At 69.8% G+C, this 16,953-nt stretch carries 18 protein-coding genes and 1 pseudogene; 8 read left to right on the top strand and 11 right to left on the bottom strand.

Going from position 1 to position 16,953, the window contains the following annotated elements:
- Positions 1 to 591 precede the first annotated feature (591 nt).
- A pseudogene (locus AB0D14_RS43490) lies at positions 592 to 1,077 on the bottom strand (transporter); the annotation flags it as partial.
- A 212-nt stretch (positions 1,078 to 1,289) separates the two neighbouring features.
- Here AB0D14_RS43490 and AB0D14_RS43485 point away from each other — a divergent pair.
- From AB0D14_RS43485 to AB0D14_RS43465, 5 genes are all read left to right on the top strand, one after another.
- On the top strand, positions 1,290 to 1,724 hold the full coding sequence (locus AB0D14_RS43485; protein WP_362790651.1) for an AraC family transcriptional regulator: 435 nt from the start codon (positions 1,290 to 1,292) through the stop codon (positions 1,722 to 1,724).
- Between the two features lie 33 nt (positions 1,725 to 1,757).
- Positions 1,758 to 2,195: a VOC family protein gene (locus AB0D14_RS43480; protein ID WP_362790648.1), complete on the top strand. Its 438-nt coding sequence runs from the start codon at positions 1,758 to 1,760 to the stop codon at positions 2,193 to 2,195.
- A 734-nt stretch (positions 2,196 to 2,929) separates the two neighbouring features.
- Positions 2,930 to 4,237 (top strand): aminotransferase class V-fold PLP-dependent enzyme, encoded by a 1,308-nt coding sequence (locus AB0D14_RS43475; RefSeq protein WP_362790645.1) that lies wholly within the window; start codon positions 2,930 to 2,932, stop codon positions 4,235 to 4,237.
- Positions 4,238 to 4,770: 533 nt separating this feature from the next.
- The gene (locus AB0D14_RS43470; protein WP_362790642.1) at positions 4,771 to 5,169 is read left to right on the top strand and encodes a hypothetical protein; all 399 of its coding nucleotides are present in this window, start codon (positions 4,771 to 4,773) and stop codon (positions 5,167 to 5,169) included.
- A gap of 39 nt (positions 5,170 to 5,208) precedes the next feature.
- Positions 5,209 to 5,961 carry a cytochrome c biogenesis protein CcdA gene (locus tag AB0D14_RS43465; RefSeq protein WP_362790641.1) on the top strand — a complete coding sequence of 251 codons (753 nt, stop codon included), beginning with the start codon at positions 5,209 to 5,211 and terminating at the stop codon, positions 5,959 to 5,961.
- A gap of 528 nt (positions 5,962 to 6,489) precedes the next feature.
- Here the strand turns inward: AB0D14_RS43465 and AB0D14_RS43460 are convergent.
- The 10 genes from AB0D14_RS43460 to AB0D14_RS43415 all read right to left on the bottom strand — a co-directional run bounded on the left by AB0D14_RS43460 (position 6,490) and on the right by AB0D14_RS43415 (position 14,970).
- Positions 6,490 to 7,749, bottom strand: a complete 1,260-nt coding sequence (locus AB0D14_RS43460) for an MFS transporter (protein WP_362790638.1) — start codon at positions 7,747 to 7,749, stop codon at positions 6,490 to 6,492.
- Complete coding sequence (locus AB0D14_RS43455; protein ID WP_362790636.1) at positions 7,746 to 8,909, bottom strand: PLP-dependent cysteine synthase family protein; 1,164 nt, start codon at positions 8,907 to 8,909, stop codon at positions 7,746 to 7,748. Before AB0D14_RS43455 ends, AB0D14_RS43460 begins: the two co-directional genes overlap by 4 nt.
- 117 nt (positions 8,910 to 9,026) lie before the next feature.
- Positions 9,027 to 9,440, bottom strand: a complete 414-nt coding sequence (locus tag AB0D14_RS43450) for a hypothetical protein (protein ID WP_362790633.1) — start codon at positions 9,438 to 9,440, stop codon at positions 9,027 to 9,029.
- 414 nt (positions 9,441 to 9,854) lie between these two features.
- Positions 9,855 to 10,331 (bottom strand): DUF3093 domain-containing protein, encoded by a 477-nt coding sequence (locus AB0D14_RS43445; protein WP_362790632.1) that lies wholly within the window; start codon positions 10,329 to 10,331, stop codon positions 9,855 to 9,857.
- 16 nt (positions 10,332 to 10,347) lie between these two features.
- A complete protein-coding gene (locus AB0D14_RS43440) occupies positions 10,348 to 10,644 on the bottom strand; it encodes a hypothetical protein (RefSeq protein ID WP_362790629.1) in 297 nt (98 codons plus the stop codon).
- Positions 10,572 to 10,826 (bottom strand): carbonic anhydrase, encoded by a 255-nt coding sequence (locus tag AB0D14_RS43435; protein ID WP_362790654.1) that lies wholly within the window; start codon positions 10,824 to 10,826, stop codon positions 10,572 to 10,574. The genes AB0D14_RS43440 and AB0D14_RS43435 overlap by 73 nt, the downstream gene beginning before the upstream one ends.
- Positions 10,827 to 10,943: 117 nt before the next feature.
- On the bottom strand, positions 10,944 to 11,603 hold the full coding sequence (locus tag AB0D14_RS43430; RefSeq protein WP_362790626.1) for a thioredoxin domain-containing protein: 660 nt from the start codon (positions 11,601 to 11,603) through the stop codon (positions 10,944 to 10,946).
- Entirely contained in the window at positions 11,600 to 13,636 is a 2,037-nt protein-coding gene (locus AB0D14_RS43425; RefSeq protein ID WP_362790624.1) for a cytochrome c oxidase assembly protein, read from the bottom strand. Before AB0D14_RS43425 ends, AB0D14_RS43430 begins: the two co-directional genes overlap by 4 nt.
- A complete protein-coding gene (locus AB0D14_RS43420; RefSeq protein ID WP_362790621.1) occupies positions 13,626 to 14,213 on the bottom strand; it encodes a copper resistance CopC family protein in 588 nt (195 codons plus the stop codon). The genes AB0D14_RS43425 and AB0D14_RS43420 overlap by 11 nt, the downstream gene beginning before the upstream one ends.
- 85 nt (positions 14,214 to 14,298) lie before the next feature.
- Positions 14,299 to 14,970 carry a hypothetical protein gene (locus tag AB0D14_RS43415; protein WP_362790618.1) on the bottom strand — a complete coding sequence of 224 codons (672 nt, stop codon included), beginning with the start codon at positions 14,968 to 14,970 and terminating at the stop codon, positions 14,299 to 14,301.
- 297 nt (positions 14,971 to 15,267) lie between these two features.
- On the opposite strand from AB0D14_RS43415, the gene AB0D14_RS43410 reads away from it, so the two are divergent.
- The 3 genes from AB0D14_RS43410 (at position 15,268) to AB0D14_RS43400 (ending at position 16,877) form a co-directional block, all read left to right on the top strand.
- On the top strand, positions 15,268 to 16,290 hold the full coding sequence (locus AB0D14_RS43410; protein ID WP_362790616.1) for a cation diffusion facilitator family transporter: 1,023 nt from the start codon (positions 15,268 to 15,270) through the stop codon (positions 16,288 to 16,290).
- Positions 16,291 to 16,356: 66 nt separating this feature from the next.
- Positions 16,357 to 16,533, top strand: coding sequence for a hypothetical protein (locus AB0D14_RS43405; RefSeq protein WP_362790613.1), 177 nt, complete (start codon positions 16,357 to 16,359; stop codon positions 16,531 to 16,533).
- 143 nt (positions 16,534 to 16,676) lie between these two features.
- Positions 16,677 to 16,877: a hypothetical protein gene (locus AB0D14_RS43400; protein ID WP_362790610.1), complete on the top strand. Its 201-nt coding sequence runs from the start codon at positions 16,677 to 16,679 to the stop codon at positions 16,875 to 16,877.
- The last annotated feature ends 76 nt before the right edge of the window (positions 16,878 to 16,953 follow it).

Genomic DNA, 16,953 nt, shown 5'->3' with positions numbered 1-16,953 from the left:
TCCCGGGCTCTTCTCGCACCAAGCTGGGACATGACGCCACGTCACACACGAGACCGGCGAACCGGACCGACCGCCTTCACGCAATGACCCTGGGCCACCGCCGAGAAAGTTCCCAGGCCCCGTCCCGTACGGGTGGACTCCTGCCGTACGGGCGCGGCCCATGCTGCCGACTGCGAGACTGTCCGCCGCCTCAGGACGTACAGCAGGACGGACGGCAGATGGGCATCACGTCAGATGGCCCCTTCGGCGCTTACACCGAAGAGGCCGAGATCTACGTCGGACCACCCGACGGCGAGCTCGACGAATACCTGCGGCCGCTCGAGGCCGGACTGCTGATGACGGCCGGCCGCCCAACCGCCTGCCTCCGCCGAGGAGACAGCGGACGAGGAAGCCGATACGGTCCCGGAGCCCGAAGGCAGCTGGGGCTCCCTCGCCTACTGGTTCTCCCCCTACAGCATCACCCGCCCCCGAGATGCCGGGCGAGGCCACCCGGGGTGGGCCGACACTCCCGAGCCAAGCCCTACCCCACCGGGACGGCCCAGCACCGAGCGGGCAGCGCACCTGCTGGGCCTCGGCGACGACTCCCACCCATGGCAGGCAGACACAGGCGAAGTTCCGCAGCCGCTGGTAGGCCCGGCACTGCTTGCGCTGCACCCGGGCGATGCCGTCCCGGCCGAGCAAGACCTCGTCGACGGCCGCAGCCAGTTCACCCATCGCGCCGTCCGCCGTGCGCGCCCGCGCCATCGCCGGCGTGCGGCGGCGGGTTGCTCCGGGAACTGCTGCCAGGCCGGTGACCGAAGCCGCCGTCTCCAGGCCGAGGTGCTCGGTGCCGAAGTAGCGGTAGCGGACCAGGTCGATGCTGCGCCGGTGCTCCCGTACGGCGTGCGCGTCGTAGCGGGTGGAGTCGCCGGCCACGCAGACCAGCCTGGGCTCGCTCCACAGCACCTGGGCCGCGGCCGTCGCCCCAAGCCGGTCGCGGACCAGGTGCCCGAACTCGGCACGGTGATCCATCAGCCAGGACAGATAGAACAGTCCCTGGTTGATGACGCCTGCGTCAGTGCCTCGCTTATACTCGACATTACCGACCCAGGAGCTCGTGTACCGGCTCTGAACTGCGACGATTCATAGACACATGTCCGTGACGTGGGATGAGGTCAGTTGTCGACGGTCATGCGATTCTCCACCCCGAACGTCACGTAATGGGCCATGGGGACACTGGCGTCGCGATCGTCATGGACATGAGGACGGTGAAAGGGGCGGCGGGTCCCGGTGAATGCACAATGGGGTCCGTGGCCACTGCTCCGATCGCTCGTCATGTGCTCCGCGCCAGGGACCTCGCGGACGCCCGCTACTCCGAGGCACTCACCGTGGCCGACATGGCCGCGGCCGCCGCGTTGTCCCCGGCCCACTTCAGCCGCTGCTTCAAGACCGCGTTCGGGGAGTCGCCGCACCAATACTTGCTGACCCGACGCCTGGAGCGGGCCGCCGCCCTGCTGCTTGCGACTGACTGGACGGTGGCCGCGATCGGCGTCGCCGTCGGTGTGCGGAGCATCGGTTCGTTCACGACGAGTTTCCGCAGGATGTACGGGATGACCCCGCAGGTGTACCGGGATGCGCACCCTCCCGCCGCCCGGCATGTGCGCATCCCCCGCTGTGTGGCGATGGCTTATGGACGGCCGCGGAACCGCACGTTTCGAGAAGACACAGGGGTGCCGGCTGCCTAGCGTCGAATGCAGGCAACCGACCAGGGAGCGGCCATGACAAGGATTAAGATCGCCAATGCGCAGTTCTGGGTGCACGACCAGGACGAAGCGCTTGACTTCTACACCCAGAAGCTCGGCTGGGAAGTCCGGGCGGACGTGACGATGGAGGCATGGAGCTTCCGGTGGCTGTGCGTCGCCCCGCCCGGCGGGGACGGTCCGGCGCTGGTGCTGATGCCGGTACCGGGGCAGCCGATGCTGGACGAGGCGAGCAGCGCCCAGCTGTCGGATCTGGTGGCCAAGGGCGCGGGCGGCACGCTGTTCCTGGAGACCGACGACTGCAAGGCCGCGTACGACGAGCTGTCCGCCCGTGGTGTCGAGTTCAACGACCCGCCAACGGTGCAACCGTACGGGATCGACACATCGTTCCGGGACCCGTCGGGCAACAACATCCGGCTCACGCAGGTGCTGGAGTTCGCTCCGGAACGGCACTGACTCACATCCGCAGGGCGTGCTTCCTGACCGGACGCGCGACGTACTGCACCGACCTCGAAGGCGATGGTGTGGAGCTCCTCCGCAGTCGCTGCGGCAGCCGTACGGCCCCGGACTCGCCCACAGGGGTGACGCCCGCGCAAGATCACCACCGTTTGCGGCTGGTGACAGCGTTCTGACTGGCACCCCGACACCTTCCCCTCCTCGGTTCGGAGATCATCAACGCCGAGCCGGGGCAGGATTGTTTCCGTGAGGGGCTTCGAGGGTGTGAAGATGGCTTGAGAAGCTACGTCCGGGCTGCTGTGAGGCACCCGAGTCCCAAGGTTCCCAGGGATCGCAAGATCCCACATACGTCCCACAGATTCGCGGGACGAGCGCCTGGAAGACTGCGTTTTCGCAGGTCAGTCCCCGTAGCCCCAATTCGGCGAAAACACCGAAGAAAGTCCAGATCCAGCTCTCCGCGAGAGCGGAGATAAACCGATTCATCCCCACACCCTGGCGGGTACCCCATGCTCGTGCCGGTGGTCGAGTTCGGTTCACCCCCAAGTCGGCGCGGACCACGGGGCGCCGGGCCACGGGCAGCACCAACGCACCCCAGACCACCGGCCGCTGGGCTCTCACCCACACCGACACATCACTCACCGCACGCATCCGTGTACGTAAGGTGCCTGTTAAGGTCGGACCCGGCCGAACGCCTCCGGGCCCCCGGGGCCGAGCAGCCCTGGAATGGAGGTTCCATGCCCCTTTCCCGGCGCCGCGTGGTCGCCGGACTCGGCGCGGCCGCCACCGCCGCACCGGTCAGCCCAGCGCCGTCAACACCACTCGATCCGGTGGCTGCCCCAGCAGGCCGCGGCCCTCACCAGCTCGCCCGGGACGAACGCTTCTGGCGCGAGGTCGCCCGCCAGTACCGGGTCAGCGGACAGTTCACCAACCTCGAGAACGGCTACTACGGGATCACCCCCACCTCGGTCCGGTACGCCTACCGCCGCAACGCCGACCGTCTCAACGCCCTCAGCTCCTACCTCCTGCGCACCACCTACAAAGCGGAAGCCGACCAGGTAAGAGAACGCATCGCAACCCTCGCAGGCGTCGACAAGGAAGAAATCGCCTTCACCAGAGGCGGCACCGAAGCTCTGCAAAACCTCATTGGCGGCTACCGGCTCCTCCGCCCCGGCGACGCAGTCATGTACGCCGACCTCGACTACCACAGCGCCCGCTATGCCATGAACTGGCTGAAGGACCGTAGAGGCGTCAATGTCGTACGGATCGCCATCCCCGAACCGGCCACCGCGCAGGCCGTCATCGACACCTACACTCGGGCCCTGGACCAGCATCCACGAGTCAAACTGCTGCTCCTCACCCACGCCAACAACGTCACCGGCCTAGCTCTGCCAATCCGCCAGATTGCCGCCGCCGCCCGAGACCGGGGTGTCGACGTCATCGCGGACGCGGCCCACTCCTGGGGGCAGCTCGACTTCAACCTCACCGACCTCGGCGCCGACTTCGCCATCTGCTCCCTGCATAAATGGATGGGCGCCCCTCTGGGCACAGGCTTCCTCTACATCCGCAAGGGCCGACTCCACGACATCGACCGCGCCTTTGCCGACGAGACCTACCCTGCCGACGACATCCGCTCTCGCGTCCACTCCGGAACCCTCGACGCCGCCGCCGTCCTCACGGTCCCCGCCGCTCTGGACTTCCATCAAGCCCTTGGCGGCGCCGTTAAGCAGGCCCGGCTGCGTTACCTGCGCGACAGCTGGGTTCACCAGGTCAAAGACATCACCAACCTCGACATCCTCACCCCCGACGATCCCGCCTCATGCGGCGCAATCACCTCATTCCGCCTGAGGGGACACACCACCGAGGCCGAGAACACCACCATCGCCCGGTACCTCTTCGACCACCACCGCATCCTGACCGTCCGCAGAGGCGGCCCCGCCAAGGGCGACTGCGTACGAGTCACCCCCGCGCTCTTCACCCTCGCCCACCACACCCACCAATTCGCGACCGCACTGCGTGACACCGCCCAGCACTTTCGGACCTGACCGCCGGCCGCTCGCCGAACACGCGATACCGCCACCTCCGCTGTGCCACCCCAGGCAGCTGGCGCTCTCACAAACGGCACCCCATCCAGCTTCTCCCCGATCGTGAAGCCCCTGGCCTCCGCGCCCGAGTGCCCATCAGTCCGAAGATGTGTCCGGCCCCATGAGCTTGACTCTGCCGGGGATCTTGGAGTTGTCAGGGAGTGTGTCAATTTAACGGCTGATCTTGGTTGTTGAGGTTCAATTGTTGGCCAGGGTGAGCCGGGCCACCGCTGTTGACTGAAGTCGCGGCGTGCCGATGGTCACCCGCAGCACGCGCCGGCGTCCGGTTCCAGGAGGTCGGTGGCGGTGTCGCCGCGACGAGAGGGCCGGTCGGCCTCGGTGCGCAGAGCGACTCGGCAAGGACTACCGGGTCTAGCTGGGGCGGTGTGGAGACGACGGCCTCGACATGGTGCGTCGCCGAGGCACAGCAGGTCTCGCCCGCCGGACAGCCCTCCGGCGTGGCGGTCATGGAACCGTGAGGCAACGCGCTCGCCTTGATCGAGGCGGCGGTGGTGATCTGCACCATGGGTGCCTGCGTCGCGTCGTGGTGCTCAACCGAACTCACGCACACGAACAGAGCGGTCAGTGCCGCGGCCAGCCAGCACGAGAGAGCGGCCGATCCCACGGACCTCCGCGCCCTGCTGTCACCGCGCTCCGCTCGGTTCACCGCCGCTGATGGCAACGACTGTGTGCCGCCGAGGCATGCGGGTCCGCTGCGGGAACTCGACCCGGCCGCACGGCCGCGAATCGGCCATGCCAGGCTGTCGCGCAGACACATCGCGCCGCGCCGGGAGGACCGCACGCTGACACTGCACGCCTGGTTCTACGAGGTGAACAACGGCTCGGTGGGGACGACCTTCCATCCGGACCCCGGTGCGTTCCTGCCTCGGTGACGGCCCTGTCAACCCACGCGGACACAAGGAGACTGAGTGATGCTTCTGGCCGCCGGACTCGACGCCACCGTCGTGAGCGGCTCCCTCCTGCTGGCGCTGCCGATCGCGGCGCTCGCCGGCACCGTCTCCTTCTTCTCCCCGTGCGTGCTGCCGCTCGTGCCCGGTTACCTGTCGTACGTCACCGGGGTCAGCGGCGCGGATCTGGCCGAGGCCCGGCGCGGGCGCATCCTGGCGGGCACGCTGCTGTTCCTGGCCGGGTTCACGGCGGTGTTCGTGTCGTTCGGGGCCGCGTTCGGCTACGCCGGCAACACACTGCTGGAGTACCAGGAACCGCTCATCCGTATCCTCGGCGCGCTGACCATCGTGATGGGCCTGTCGTTCATGGGCGTACTGCCGGGAATCCGGCGCGAGTGGCGACTGCACCGGCGCCCGGCGGTCGGCCTGGCCGGTGCGCCGATGCTGGGTGTGTTGTTCGGCCTGGGCTGGACCCCGTGCATCGGTCCCACTCTTGCCGCGGTGCAGGCGCTGGCGTTCAGTGAGGCGAGTGCCGGCCGCGGGGCCGTACTGACGGTCGCGTACTGCACGGGTCTGGGACTTCCCTTCCTGGTCGCGGGCCTGGCCTTCCGCAAGGCGCTCGGCGTCTTCGCCTGGGTCAAGGGCCACTACCAGTGGGTGATGCGCGTCGGCGGCGGCATGATGATCGCGATGGGGCTGCTGATGGTGACGGGAGTGTGGAGCCGTCTCATCAGTCAGATGCAGTCCTGGACCGCGGGCTTCACCGTGGGCATCTGACATTCCGGTAGCAGGCGAAGAAGCCGCTGGCGATCCGCCGCACCGGGAAGCGCCGGCTCCCCGCCTGCTCCACCAGGGAGATCACACGCCGAACGTGGTGTCCGCACCGCTCCGGTCCCCTGCACCCGAACGGCCCCCAAGGCGGGCGAAGGACGCGGCGTGGACGCGGGTGCCGGGCCCGGCCTCCACAGGCTCGGCTCGCAGACGATGGCGGCCGGCCCACCGTGGCCGTTGCGCTCATCACCATGCTGCCGGCCGGGATCTCCTTCTCAGCACCGCCACGCTCGCCCTCGCGCGGTGGTCGGGGCCGGCGCGACCGGTTCCCGTACCACCTTGGAGCCCGCTCAGGGGCCAAGTGTTCCTCGTGGTTCGCGGTGCCCGGCGGCCTGCGGCCTGCGCCATGTTTCTGAAGAGCAGGAAGCCACCGGCCAGAACCGGTACCCGGCTGACGAAGAACGGAACTCCGTCGGTGCGCTGCCCGAAACTGGCCGCCGCTGGCCCCCCCCTTCGTCGTGCGCGTGCACCGGCTTATAGCTGGGCGGGAACGAGCTGCGGTTCTTCCTTCACTGCCAGCCGCCCGCTGCGGGCGAGGACAGCGACCGATGCCGCGCAGGTGAGCCCGGTGGCGGCCAGGACGGACCAGGTCAGCCAGAGGATGTCCTGGCGGACGGCGAAGTCCCAGAGGGCGCCGGTGGCGAGGTTGCCGAGGGTGATGCCGACGCCGGAGATGGTGTTGTAGAGGCCGTAGTGCGTGGCGACGAGGTGATTGCCGGAGAGCGTGACGACGGTGTCCATCTCGAACGGGTAGACCACCGCGCTGCCGACCGCGAGCAGCGCCGCCGCGGCCACCAGGGCGGCGAGGACGGTGGCTGTGGTGCCGGATGGGGTGAGGGCGAGGGGCACGAAGGCGAGGCCCATCACTGCCAGCCCTCGCACCAGTGCCGCAGCCGGGCTCCAGCGTTGCTTCGCCCAGCCCGTCAGCCGCAGTTGCCCGACGACGGCGACCGCTGCTGAGACGACAAACAGCCCGCTGGTGGCCCAAGCGCCCTTCGAGCCCAGGGCATCCGCCGCGGCGAGGGGCAGGGCCAAGTAGACCTGGAAGGTCAGGACGTACGAGCCGATCATCGCGACGGCGAAGAGGAGGAAGGGCCGGTTGGTCACGACCGTGCGCCACTGGGCCAGTACACCGCTCGGCGTCGACGTGGTGGCACTGGAGCGGCGTTCGGGCAGTGCCCGCCACTGCATGACGGTCAGCGCGGCGAAGATCGCGGCGGCGACCGTACAGACGAGGCGGAAGTCGGCGGCCAGCAGCGCCAGTCCGACGAGCGGACCGAGCAGCATGCCGGCCTGGTAGTAGACGTTGAAGGTGGCGAATGCGTCCACGCGCCGCTCGCCCGCCCCGGCGGCCAAGTAGGCGCGTACGGCGGGATTGAACAAGGCGCCCGCGAAGCCGGTCGCCGCCGAGGCGGCGATCAGGGCAGGCAGGTTGTCGACCCAGCCGAGCAGGCCGAACCCGATGGTGCGCAGCAGGCAGCCCGCCATGATCGGGGCCTTGTAGCCGTAGCGGTCGGCGAGGGTGCCGCCGATGAGGAACATGCCCTGCTGGGAGAAGTTGCGCACGCCCAGGACGAGCCCCACCGCCCAGGCCGCCAGGCCGAGCCCACCGGCCAGGTGGGCGGCGAGGTAGGGCATGAGCATGTAGAAGGCGAGGTTGATGGCGAACTGGTTGGCCATCAACAGCCGGACGGCGGGCGGGAAGGAGCGGGTCTGCTTCCAAAGGGTCTTCACCGGGCGGCTCCCGCTAGGGCGTGCTCGACGGCGTGCTGCTCACCGGTGGCGGCGAGGGGGTCGGTGATGCGGGTGCAGCGGGTCCAGCGGGTGACGACCCGCTCGGCGGCGTGGGCGATCTCGTCCGGGTCGTCGGCGGGTAGATGGCCGAGGAGGCGGTGTCCGTGGCACCAGACGTCGTCGAAGACCGTGCCGACATAGCGTTGCGGGCCGTCTGGGAATACGGCGACGATGCGGTCCTCGGCAGGCAGGGTGCGGGTCAGCCACCGGGCGGCCAGGGCGACGGCGCCGACGCTCCAGCCGCCGGTGGCGTAGTGGTGGCGGGCCAGGCGACGTGCCGCCCACACCGCTTCTGGCGCAGCGACCCAGTGGACCTCGTCGAACAGGTCGTAGGCAACGTTGCGGGGGTAGATGCTGCTGCCCAGGCCACGCATCAAGCGCGGGGCGGCGGGCTGGCCGAAGATGGTCGAGCCGGTGGTGTCCACGCCCACGACCCGCAGCTGTGGGAAGAAGCCGCGCAGCACGGAGGCGATGCCGGCGGAGTGGCCGCCGGTGCCGACGGAGACGACGAGGGTGTCGATGCGGCCGAGCTGGGCGACGAGTTCCTGGGCGAGCGGGGCGTAGGCGGCCACGTTGTCGGGGTTGTGGTACTGGTCGGGGCACCAGGCGTCGGGATGGATTGCGAGGAGCTCCTCGACACGGTGGCGGCGGGCCTGCTGCCAGCCCCCGATGGGGTGCGGGGTGTCGACGAGGTCGACCTCGGCGCCGTACGCGGTGAGCAGGCCGGTGATCAGGGGTTCGATGCCTGGGTCTGTGACGACTGTGACCGGGTGGCCGTAGGTGGCTCCGGCGAGAGCGAGGCCGAGACCGAGGGTGCCGGAGGTGGATTCGACGATCCTCGCGCCGGGCAGCAGCTGCCCCCGTTCCCGGGCGGCACGGACCATGTGCAGGGCGGTGCGGTCCTTGATGCCGCCGGGGTTGTGGCCTTCGAGCTTGGCCCAAAAGCCGCGTCCGGCAGCGGTGAAGGGTTCGCCGATCCACAGGACGGGGGTGTCGCCGACCAGGCCGGCGGGAGTGTGCAGCGGGCGTTTGGTGTCGGCCAGCAGCTGGGCGGGGGCGGTGATGCGGGCGGGGACGGTGGTGCGGGCGGGGTGGTTCATGGCGTGCTTCTCCTGCGGCCGGCGCCGCTGTCGGGAGCCTGCCGTATGTCGGGGGAAGAGGCGGAGGTGATCGGCTGCCGCGCCGGATCGTGTGCAAGGGCGCGGCGGCGCGGCCGATCAGGTCCGCCACACGCCGAGGCGGGACCGCGTCTGACCGGCGGAAGGCACGCCGGGCGTGGAGGGTGAGGGGTGCAGGGCCGGAGATGCGGGTGGCAGCTGGGTGCCGAGGTGTTCGGCGAGCGGGGCGACATGGACCGTGGGGACGTCCAGGGCGAGATCGCGCGGGGGCTGAGCCGTCGGCTCGTCCAAGCCCCAGCAGTGCACACCGTTGTGGTGTGCCGGAACCGTCTGCCCGGCTTTCGTCTGCGGCTGCGGCTGCGGCTGCTCAGGGGCCTGCCCGGAGGTGGCGGCGGACGTCAGCAGCAGGGAGTCGGCACGTCCTGCCGCGCTGGCTGTCGGGCCGTGTGCGCAGGCCAGAGCATGGATGAGCGCGGCCAGCAACACCACCAGTGCCGCTCCGGTCCGTGCCACGGAGCAGCTGCTTCGAGAGATCGAGCCAGCCCGCATGAATACAAAGAGTAATCAACCGAATACATAAAGTTCTTGTCAAGGCGGCGGTTCCCCACGCGGCTCCGCACATCGGAGCGACGGTGAAATCCCTGCGCCGCCGGGATCCGTACGGGCCTCGGGGCGGACATCCGTACGGGCATCTTCCGTTGTCACGATCACCACATCGGATGAATCCGGGACCCGTTCGGCCGCATCCGGACCCTACCGTCCAGCCTCCGGAGGTTCTCCGATCGGCCCGCTGGACGCGAAACTCGTGAACGATCGCCGCGCGCACGCTCCTTCACGGCCGGCCCGGCTTGCTCCGGCACGCACGTCGTGCCCGGTCACGTGATCACGCGGTGCGTCTCCCGTCAGTCCCCCGCTCAGTACCGTCGATCAGGCCGCAGCGCGGATCGCCTCTGCGAGCCGGTCGGGCGTGCGGGTGGAGAGGTAGATGTAGGGGGTGGGGTCTTCGGGGTCGATGATCTCGACGCGCACGGCGGTGGTGACGTAACTGCGCATCACCAGGTGAGCGCGCATGTCAGCCTTGTACGTGCGCCAGGCCCTCGCCTCTTCTCCTTCCAGGACCTGAGCTTCCCCAAGCGCGGTCAGCGGGATACGGGCGTCCCCGGCGACCAGCAGCTCGCGGGTGATGCGGATCCGCAGAGAGCCTTGCGTGCTGACGTAGGAACTCGCGATGCAGGTGCCCACCACCAGGGCGATCAGGGCCGCGATTCCGCCGTACGGCAGGAAGATCAGGGCCATGGAGATGCCGAAGAGGGCGGCGATGACCCACCAGGATTTGGGCGCAGTCAGGCGTTCGTCGTAGGCGAGTGCTTTGTCGAGGGTCACGGCGGTCACCTTGTCGTCCACGTCGGGGCAGGGGGATTCACAGCAGGAGGAAGGAGCTGGAGCGGGGGTGGTACTGGGGTACGGCACCGGTGTCGACGTCGTAGAACCATGCGTGCAAACGCAGCGACCGGTCGACCAGCCGGGGGATGACGGACGGGTAGCCGCTGAGAGCGTCGAGCTGGGCCAGGGTGTGCCACTGTCCGGCTGCCGTGTCGTCTCCGGCCAGTGCGAGGGCCGGATCGCCCTGCCACGACATGTCGTTCACCGGCAGTGCCTCGCCCGCTCCCTCGCGTACGGAGTCACGGGCGATGTCGCACCGAGAGTGCCCGCACACGATGACGTCCGAGACCTTGAGCTCCTCGACGGCGTACTCGATCGTGCGGGTTTCCCCAACGGGGCGTGGGTGTCACTGCGGGGGATCTGCCCGCCGTGGACGCGCAGTTCGAAGAGGTCGCCGGGCCGACTGCCGGTGAGCAGAGAGGGCACGACGCGGGCATCCGAGCACGCGACGAACATGGCACGGGGGCGGCCGTCAGTAGGGCCGCCGAGGTCCACGCCGTGGACTGCCAGGCGGGCCGGGAAGACGCGTGCCTGGTCGATGAGGTACTGCATGAAGGTGGCCTCCGGGCCTTGTCAGTCGGACAGCCGGGCTTCGATCAGGGCTTTGAACGCCTCGTACGAGCCGGGGGTGGCCACCATTTCTCCGTCGACGAAGAACGTCGGGGTGCCCTGGGCGCCGAGGCCGAGGCCGTCGCGTTGGTCGTCCTGGACGCGCCCGGCCACCTCCGGGTCGGCAAGTGCGGCGTCGAACTTCTTCATGTCCAAGCCGAGCTGCTTGGCGTAGCCGCGGAAGACGTCCTGTTTCGACTCCGACGCCTCGCCCCACTCCTTCTGCGTGGTGAAGAGCTTGGAATACATGTCCTCGAACCGGCCCTGCCGGGCGGCTGCCTCGGCGGTGCGGGCAGCGAGCTCGCCGTTGCGGTGGCCGGGCATGGGGAAGTAGCGGGCGACGAACGTGACCCGGTCCCCGTACTCCTCACGGAGCCGCTCCACGACCGGGTACATCGCTCCGCACGCCTCGCACTCGAAGTCCAGGAACTCCGCGACGGTCAGTTCGCTGCGCTTCGGCTCGGAGAGGCGATGGCTGGAGTCCCGTACGGGCATCGCTTCGGCGGCCGGTTGTACGCCGAGGCCGCCGCTGTCCCGGTCGTCCGGGGAGACCAGCAGGAAGGCGCCGAGGGCGGCGGCGAAGGCGGCCACGATCACCGCGGCGATGAACAGGTGCTTCTTCATGATTCCTCAGTGGGGTGGGAGTTGGCGGGACGCCGGTCGCGGGCGTGCAGACTCGCCAGGTAGGCGTTGTATGCGGCCAGTGGGTCGTTGCCGTCGCCGCGGTCGATCTTCCGGTCGACTCGGCGGGCTTCGCGCTGGTCGGAGCGGACCCACTGGATGGACAGGATGATCGTGGTGATGAGGACGGGGATGTCGCCGGTGGCCCAGGCGATGGCTCCGGCGTTGTACTGGTCGTCCATCGCGTACTCGACCCAGGGGCGGTCGAGCGCTGACCACCAGCCCTCGCCGATCAGTGCGGTCGAGCTCATCAGCGAGATGCTGAACCACGAGTGGAACGGCATCGTCAGGATCAGCGCGAACAGCCGGCCCAGATGGGGCGGGCGCCGCGGACCGGGATCGATGCCGATGACGACCCAGAAGAACAGCAGCCCGACGGCCAGGAAATGCACCAGCATGAACATGTGCCCGAGGTGGCTGCGCATCAGGGTTTCGAAGAGTGAGCTGTAGTAGACGACGAAGGCGCTCGCGATGAACAGCACGCTCGCCACCACCGGATGCGAGATCACCTTGACGTACCGGCTGTGCAGGAGCTTCATCAGCATCTCCCGCGGCCCGTCAGGTTCCCCCTTCGGGGCAGCGGGCAGCGCCCGCAGGGCGAGCGTGGCGGGGGCGCCCAGCACGAGCAGGATCGGCACCGTCATCGCGAGGATCATGTGCTGGCTCATGTGCACGCTGAACAGCACCTTGCCGTAGACCGCGAGCCCGCTCATGGTCGCCAGGACGGTCACCGCCAGGCCCAGCAGCCACGAGATCGTCCGCCCGACGGGCCACCTGTCGCCCCGGGCACGCAGTTTCCGTACGCCTGCCAGGTACAGCAGGGCGGCGGCCGAGGTGCCGAACGCGAACAGCGGGTCGAAGTGCCACTGCGTGAACAGCGGCGTCCACGGGAAGTCGCCGAGCGGCGGAGGCATGGGGAAGCCCAGCAATTCCTCGGCAGACGAGAGCGACGCGTCGTCGGCACCGGGCGCCGGCGTCCGCGACAGGCCCACGGCAAGCCCCATCGCTGCTGCCATGAGCAGGAGTTCACCGGCCGCCAGCCGGACGAACGCCAGCCGTCGGCCGTCCTTCAGGGCGGGCAGGGTGCGGCGGCGGTGCCACCGGCCGATGCCGCCCAGCAGGGCGAGCGCCACCGCCTTCCCGAGCACCATCAGCCCGTACCGGCTGGTGAACACGTCACCCACGGCCGGCAGCCGGACCACGGCGTTGACGATCCCGCTGGCCGCCACCGCGAGCAGCGCCCACCCGGCGAGCGGACTGAAGCGCCGGGCGGCATCCGCCGCCCGGTCCTCGCCTCGCGCGGCGACCACGAGAACGAAGACCAGCCCCCCGACCCACACCGCCACGCCGACCAGATGCAGAGCGAGGCTGGTGACCGCGGCGTCGTGGTTGCCCGCCGCGGACGAGTGCCCGGTGAAGACCGGCGGCAGCAGCCCGGCGAGCGCGACCAGGAGCACGAGGCGGGCCCAGCGCGCCGTGCCGATGCCCACGCACAGCGTCGCGATCAGGCCGGCGGCAGCAACCATCAGTGCGTACGAGCGTCCCTGGGCGTCTGTCGTGACGAAGTCCGCCAGTACGGCTGGGGAGATGATCTCTGCGACGGGCTGGGCGAACAGGTCCGAGAGCGTGAACACCAGGGCGGCGGCGGACGCGGCGGCCCACAGCAGCGCTGCGGCCGCCGCCCAGTTGAGATAGCGCAGTTGCGTTGGGCTGAGCCTCTTGCCGCCCGGCAGCAGGACGACCACCAGGAGCAGTGCGCCGGCCGTGGCCGCGGCGGCCGCGTCCGCGACCGTACGGGCAACGGGCAGGCCCCAGGCGGTCATCGCCCCGGCATCCGCAATGCCGGGGATCTCCACCGCGGCGCCGCCACCGGCCCACACGGCGGTGGCCGTCACCGCGACGGCGACACCGACCGATGCGGCCAGTAGGAGGGGCAGCCGTGGAAGCCGCCTGGTCTTGGGGATCTCAGCGGCCATGACCGGCCCGCCTCCGCCGTGCCGCGTACGCGCCTGAGCCCGCAACGGCGACGGCGAGCACACCAGCGCCCATCAGCAGGGTGACGTCCGTGTCCGAATGCTTCCCGTTGGCCTTGTCCGAGGCGGGCTTCCGCGCCGGCGTATCGGCCGCGTGCGTCGCGGGTGCTGACGGACCGGGGCTGTCGGTCTCCTTGACGGTGAAGGTGTACGAGCCCGAGACAGGGTGGCCGTCGGCGGACACGACCCGGTACCCGACGGTGTAGCGACCGGCAGGCGAGGCGGTGTCGAGGGCGAGCGTGACCGTCTTGCCCGCAACCTGGGCTCCGCCCGTGGCCGCAGTCTCGCCGCCGGGGGCGGTGACGGCGACCTTGGCGTACTTCTCGGTCATCGTGTCGCTGAAGGTCAGCGTGATGCGCGGAGGCAGTCCGGCGAGCGCTGTGTTCGCGCCCGGGCTGCTGGTGTCGAGTTCGGTGTGGGCCGCGGCGGTCGGGGCGGAGCTGGCCAGGGCTGCCAGCGCGGCGGGTACGACGAGGGTGCGTGCCGCCGTGCGGACGGCACGCCGGTCGGTGACGTTCATGACGCGGGACTCTCTGTATCCCCCGGCGGCCTGGCCGCCGGGGTGGGAGACACCGGCCCGCCGGGCGGTCCGCGCGTCATACCCGTCAGGGCATGCAGGGAGCGCCGATCGGCGTCGGCCGGAAACGGGCGAACGGACTGTGCCCGGCGCGCGGGGGCGCCCTGCCCTCGTGCAGCCGCACCAGGAGCGCCGACATCAACGGCGCGGCGCTCTCAGTGAACGCGATCCGCGGCCCGCTACCGTGACGACCGTTGAAGAGCGGCCAGATGAACAGCAGCAGACGTCCCATGGCGGCCAGCAGCGGCCTGCTCTGCCACAGCAGACGCTCCGTGATGCCCAGCAGACGGGCGGCGAGCAGCAGCGTGACCAGGTGCCCGGCCAGCAGCACGCCGGGCGGTGGTCCGGCGACCGCGCCGTGTTCCACCAGCCAGGACGAGCCACCGAAGGCGCCGCCCTGACCGGTCACCGCCGCACAGGCTCCCGGCAGCGAGTAGGCGACGTGGTAAGCGAACTGCGCGACCGCGAGCACGCTCAGCAGCTGGGTATCGGTCAGTCGGTGCCGCGTCAGGGCCGCCGCACCGGGGACGGCGACCGCAGCCACCGTGGCCACGATGATCCACCGGGGCGCGTGCCCCTGCGACAGCACGTGCCCGGCCAGCGGCAGCAACACGCACAACACCGCCAGGACCCCGGCCCGCAACCCGCGCAGCCCACCGGAGGCCGGCGAGCCGGGTTCTCGCAGAGAGTGCGTTCGCATCAGGTCGGGGCCTTCAGGGAGTCCGTCGCGGGAGCGGACGGGGCGGCAGATGACGGGGTACGCAACAGTGTGGTCCGTGCGTCCTGGAAGCGTACCGACCACCCCGCCCACCGGTTCACGACAGGGTGGAACTCGTGACGCCGCCACCTCGGGCGCTTTCGCCATTCGGGAAGTTTGCGCAGGTCACAGGCCTGTTAACCGAGATGACAACGGTCACCGATGCAGCCTTTGGTGATCTGCCTATGCGTGCGTTTCACTGCGGTTGAGACATCCGTCGCGAGGGGGAAGGCGTACCGCATGAGCGATCACCGTCACGAGCACGGCCCAGGACCTGAGCACGGAGGAGGCGGGCAGGCGGGGCACTCCCACAGCGTCTTGGCGGACGCCGACCGGCGCTGGCTGGGGATCGCGCTCGCCCTGATCACCACGTTCCTGGCGGGTGAGGTCGTCGTCGGCATCATCGCCCAGTCCCTCGCCCTGATCTCCGACGCGGCGCACATGCTGACCGACGCCGTCTCCATCGTGCTCGCGCTGATCGCCATGCGGCTGTCCGCCCGCCCGGCCCGCGGCGGCTTCACCTACGGGCTCAAGCGGGCGGAGATCCTCTCCGCGCAGGCCAACGGCCTGACCCTGCTGCTGCTCGGCGCCTGGCTGGCGTACGAGGGCGTACGCCGCCTGATCGACCCGCCGGAGGTCGAGGGCGGCCTGGTGCTCGTCACCGCGCTCGCCGGGATCGTGGTGAACATCGCCGCTGCCTGGTGCATCTCCAAGGCCAACCGGTCCTCGCTCAACATCGAGGGCGCCTACCAGCACATCCTCAACGATCTGTTCGCCTTCATCGGCACGGCGATTGCCGGGTTGATCGTCGTCCTGACCGGGTTCGCCCGCGCCGACGCCGTTGCCACACTCGTGGTTGTCGCCCTCATGTTCAAGTCCGGGTACGGGCTGCTGCACGAGTCGGGGCGCGTCTTCCTGGAGGCTGCCCCCGCGGACGTCGACCCGGACGCGCTGGGCGACCAGCTCGTCGTCCAGCCGAGCGTCGTCGAGGTCCATGACCTGCACGTCTGGCAGATCACCTCCGGCGAGTCCGCACTGTCCGCCCACGTCCTTGTCGAACCGGGCGGGGGCTGCCACGCCGTGCGCCGCGATCTGGAAGGACTCCTCCAGCACGACTACGGCATCACCCACACCACGCTCCAGGTCGACCACGCCCCCAACCCGGTGCTGCAGGTGGCGCTGTCCGGCGGCGCGAGCCACGAGGTGTCGCACTGCGAGGAGTCGCACGGTCCGGTCCACAGGGACGGGCCGCACAAGCACTGAGGTTCGGGCCCTTCGCCGAGCTGCGAAGCGGTCGGCCGACCACCGTCACCGCAGGTGGGAGGTTCCGTGGGTCTGGCACTCGCCAACACCATCTCGGCCAGCGCGATCGCGTCCTACGTCACGGCCCAGCCCATCGGGCACATGTCTGCGGACTACACGGCGAAGGCTCTGGTGCACGGCACGGCGGTGGCCGCCACCTGCTCCAGCGTCCTGATCGCCGTGGGCACGATCGCGGTGTTCTGACTCATCAACTCCCGTCCCGAACCCAAGGGTTCGCCGTCCAACGGTGAAAAGGAACCGGCCGATCCAGTCACCCCTTGATCCTTGGGCCGCGAAAAGCCGTGGAATAGACCATCAGCAGCCACACCGGCCGACCGATCCGGGTCGTGCCCGTAGGGGTCGCCGAGCAAGCCGACACCTACCGTGAGTCCGGCATGCCCGACGCCTTCGCGACCGCCCTCGCCGCCGTCGACGCCGACATCCAAACCGGTCGGGGCGGCCAGGCCAGCACCTCGGTGCTGGACCTGACCGGCCGCCCACCCCGCACCTTCGCCGAGTTCGTCCAGGACCACGCCCCCAGTGGGTGAACGCCAGGACACCCTAAGCAGTACGCCCGGCATAGCCGCGCACGGCGGTGGTCCCGGTGCGGGAAGGTTTCCTTCC

Origin of the sequence: Streptomyces sp. NPDC048484, from assembly GCF_040651415.1 — a bacterium.
Taxonomy (GTDB): domain Bacteria; phylum Actinomycetota; class Actinomycetes; order Streptomycetales; family Streptomycetaceae; genus Streptomyces.
This window is presented reverse-complemented; position numbering and strand designations above follow the sequence as displayed.